This is a genomic window from Methanocrinis sp. (assembly GCF_049974945.1).
Taxonomy (GTDB): Archaea; Halobacteriota; Methanosarcinia; order Methanotrichales; family Methanotrichaceae; genus Methanocrinis.
Genome location: NZ_JBNGCU010000114.1, coordinates 1,179 through 4,470, shown reverse-complemented (window position 1 = coordinate 4,470; position 3,292 = coordinate 1,179). Strand labels below are relative to the sequence as shown.

3 protein-coding genes are annotated in these 3,292 nt (G+C 60.0%); all 3 read left to right on the top strand.

Annotated elements, in window-relative coordinates; all coding sequences use genetic code 11:
• Positions 1–67: 67 nt before the first annotated feature.
• From ACP5EL_RS09190 to ACP5EL_RS09180, 3 genes are read left to right on the top strand one after another with little or no spacing between them, the layout of a single operon-like run.
• Positions 68–1,228, top strand: a complete 1,161-nt coding sequence (locus ACP5EL_RS09190) for an ABC transporter permease (RefSeq protein ID WP_428402214.1) — start codon at positions 68–70, stop codon at positions 1,226–1,228.
• Between the two features lie 5 nt (positions 1,229–1,233).
• Positions 1,234–2,388: an ABC transporter permease gene (locus tag ACP5EL_RS09185; protein WP_428402213.1), complete on the top strand. Its 1,155-nt coding sequence runs from the start codon at positions 1,234–1,236 to the stop codon at positions 2,386–2,388.
• Between the two features lie 49 nt (positions 2,389–2,437).
• Positions 2,438–3,163: an ABC transporter ATP-binding protein gene (locus tag ACP5EL_RS09180; protein WP_428402212.1), complete on the top strand. Its 726-nt coding sequence runs from the start codon at positions 2,438–2,440 to the stop codon at positions 3,161–3,163.
• Positions 3,164–3,292: the final 129 nt, after the last annotated feature.

Sequence of the window (3,292 nt, the reverse complement as noted above, 5' to 3'; positions counted from 1 at the left end):
TCTATAAATAAGATCCGATGAACGGTTATTGGCAAAAACGGCGTCTGAAGCCCTGAGGAGTGATCTCTTGCTCGAGCTGTTCGTGGCGGTAAAGCACATCAAGACACGGAAGAGGCAGACCGCCCTGGCCGTAGGGGCCGTCGGCCTCGCTGTGGCCATAGTCATCGTCTTTCGGGCCGTCATGAATGGCAGCTTCGAGACCTTCTTTGATCTGATATTCGAGCTCGCGCCTCACGTGCTGGTCACCCCCAAGGAAGGGGAGGAGTACATATACCTCTACAAGACCCTCATCGAGTTCGTCTGGACGATACCCGGGGTCGCTGCCGTCTCTCCCGCCCTAAGCAGCACGGCGACCCTCTCCTTCGAGGAGAACATCGAGAACGTCGAGATGACCGGGGTCGTCCCGGCACAGCTGAACGAGGTAACAAGCATCGGCGACAAGTACATGATCGAGGGCGATTTTTATGCGATCTCTACCGGGAGGAGGGTTGTCCTGGGGGAGGAGATGGTCCAGAAGCTGGAAGTGAAGATCGGCGAGGACGTCGTCGCCAGCTTTCCCGACGCGAAGACCATGAACCTGGTGGTGGCAGGCATATTCAGAACCGGGGTCGAGGAGTGGGACGGTTCGGCCTTCGTCTCCCTGGAGACGGCTCAGGAGTTTCTGGGGGAGGGGGACGTCATAACCTACATCAACATCCAGATCGCCGACCCCTATCGGGCCGACGAGGTGGCCGACGAGATCTCCGCCCGGGGTTATGAGGCCGAGAGCTGGAGGACCCTATTTCCCGAGTTCGAGGAGACCCTGGCCATCGAGACCTTCTCCAACAACCTGATCTTGGCCTTGGTCCTTCTCATCGCCTCCTTCGGGATCGCCAACGTCATGAACATGATGGTCTTGGAGAAGACCAGGGAGATCGGGATGCTGATGGCGATGGGGACGGATGGGTCCTCGATCAGGAAGATCTTCGTCTTCGAGAGCGGGATGTTGGGTCTCGCCGGCGGCATATCAGGAAGCATCCTGGGCTACCTAGCCTCCGCCTACTTTCACAGCCTCCAGTACACGATCGATATGCCCACGGCACCCCAGCCCATCGTCATCAAGTTCCTGGTCGACCCCTTCGACCTGGTCGCCTTCCCCCTCCTCGCCCTGGTCCTGAGCATGGTCGCTGGCGTCTACCCCGCCCACAAAGCTTCAAAGCTGGACCCGGTGGTCGCTCTGAGAGGTTGAGATAGATGTTCGAGCTTGCGATCGCAGAAAGGCATATCCTCGGAAATCCCAAGATGGTCCTCTTCACGATACTCTCCGTGGCTCTGGCGGTGGGGGTGATCGTCGTTTTGATAGGGTTGACGGAGGGGTACAGGGCGAACCTCATCGAGAACACCGTGGAGAACTCGGCCCACGTCACCGTGGACCCCAAGGAGGACGAGGACTACATCTACCTCTATCGGACCCTCTCCGAGATCGCCGGAGAGCATCCAGAGGTGGTGGCATCGTCTCCGAGGCTGGTGGGAAGGGCGGCGGCCAAGTACAAGGACAACGTGGAGGGGGTCACCTTCATCGGGGCTGATCCGGTCCAGGAGGACCTCCTCCTGAGAGTGAGGGAGGAGATGGTCTGGGGCGACTACTACGACCTGCGGTTCAAGAGGTTCGCTGCGGTGGTGGGGTCAGACCTCGCCGAGGATCTGGAGCTGAAGCGGGGCGATGACTTCCGGCTCACCCGGCAGGACAGATCGGTCCAGGTGAAGGCGGTCGGGATCATCGATACCGGGACCGGCCTTGACGGCACCCTCGTCTACCTCCCCCTGGAGACCGCCCAGGACCTCCTGGGAGAGGGGGACGTGGTAACTGAGGTGGGGATGAGGCTCTCGGACATAGACGCGGCCCCCGCCGTAGCCGCCGATCTGAACAACAGGACCCGATACCAGGCCGAGAGCTGGCAGGAGAAGAGCAGGGACATTCTGGAGCAGCTGGAGACCCAGCAGATTTACTCCCTCATATTCTACCTCTTGATCTTCATCATATCCGGTTTCGGGATCGCCAACACCATGATAATGATAATAAGCCGCAGGACCAAGGAGATAGGGATACTCATGGCCATGGGGGCGGACCGGATCTCGATCATGAAGGTATTCGTCCTGGAGAGCGTGATCCTGGGGCCGCCCTCGGCCCTCCTGGGAGGCGGCCTCGCCTACGTCGCCGCAAAGCTGATCGGGACGGTGGAAGTTCCGGCCGAGGTCTATATCACCACCAGAATGACCGTGGTCCTGGACCTGGAGACGTTCGTCTACGTCTCCATCTTCGCCCTCCTGGTCAACTTCCTGGCCGGGATATATCCCGCCTACAAGGCCTCGCAGCTCGACCCGGTGGAGGCGATAGCGACCGAATGAAAATCCGTTCCTCGATTAAAAAGGCCGAATAGTTTGGAGGCGATCTGGATTGGAGAAGATCATTGAGATCAAGAAGCTGAGAAAGGTCTACGGCGACGGTGTGGAGCTGGTGGCCTTGGATGACGTCGACCTGACCATAAAGGAGGGGGAGGTCCTCTCCATAGTGGGGCCCAGCGGCAGCGGCAAGTCCACCCTCCTCAACATGATCGGCCTGTTGGATACCCCCTCAGGCGGCGAGATCTGGCTGAAGGGGCAGAACATAACCAGGGCCAGCCCAAAAGAGAGGGCGAGGCTGAGAAATAAGGAGCTGGGCTTCATATTCCAGTATCATCACCTCCTCCCTGAGTTCAGCGCCGTCGAGAACGTGATGATGCCTCTTCTCATCTCAGGGATGGACAGAAAGGAGGCCCGGCAGCGGGCGATCGAGCTTCTCGAGGAGGTGGGCCTCGCCGAGCGGCTGAACAACAAGCCGACCCAGCTCTCCGGCGGCCAGAACCAGAGGGTGGCGGTGGCGAGGGCGTTAGCGGGCCATCCGTCGATCGTCATCGGCGACGAGCCGACGGGAAACCTGGACACCAAGAGCTCCGACATGATCTACGAGCTCTTACGAAAGCTCAACCGGCAGATGAACCAGACCTTCATCCTGGTCACCCACGACATGGATATGGCCGAGAAGACCGATCGGATCCTCCGGCTCGTCGACGGGAGAATCGTCTGCGAGATGCTCCGGGAGGGGGACGAGTTCGTCTCCCGGGATATCTGTCGGGAGGAGTGAAGGGGTCGCTCGTGAACCGGCGCTGGAAGGTTCGAACGTCAGCTCCGACCGCTCCCTCCGTCCCACCTTTCCCTCCGGCGTCGTCTTCGAGAGCCTCACGTGGCTCCCGGATCGGCCAGAGATCGAAAA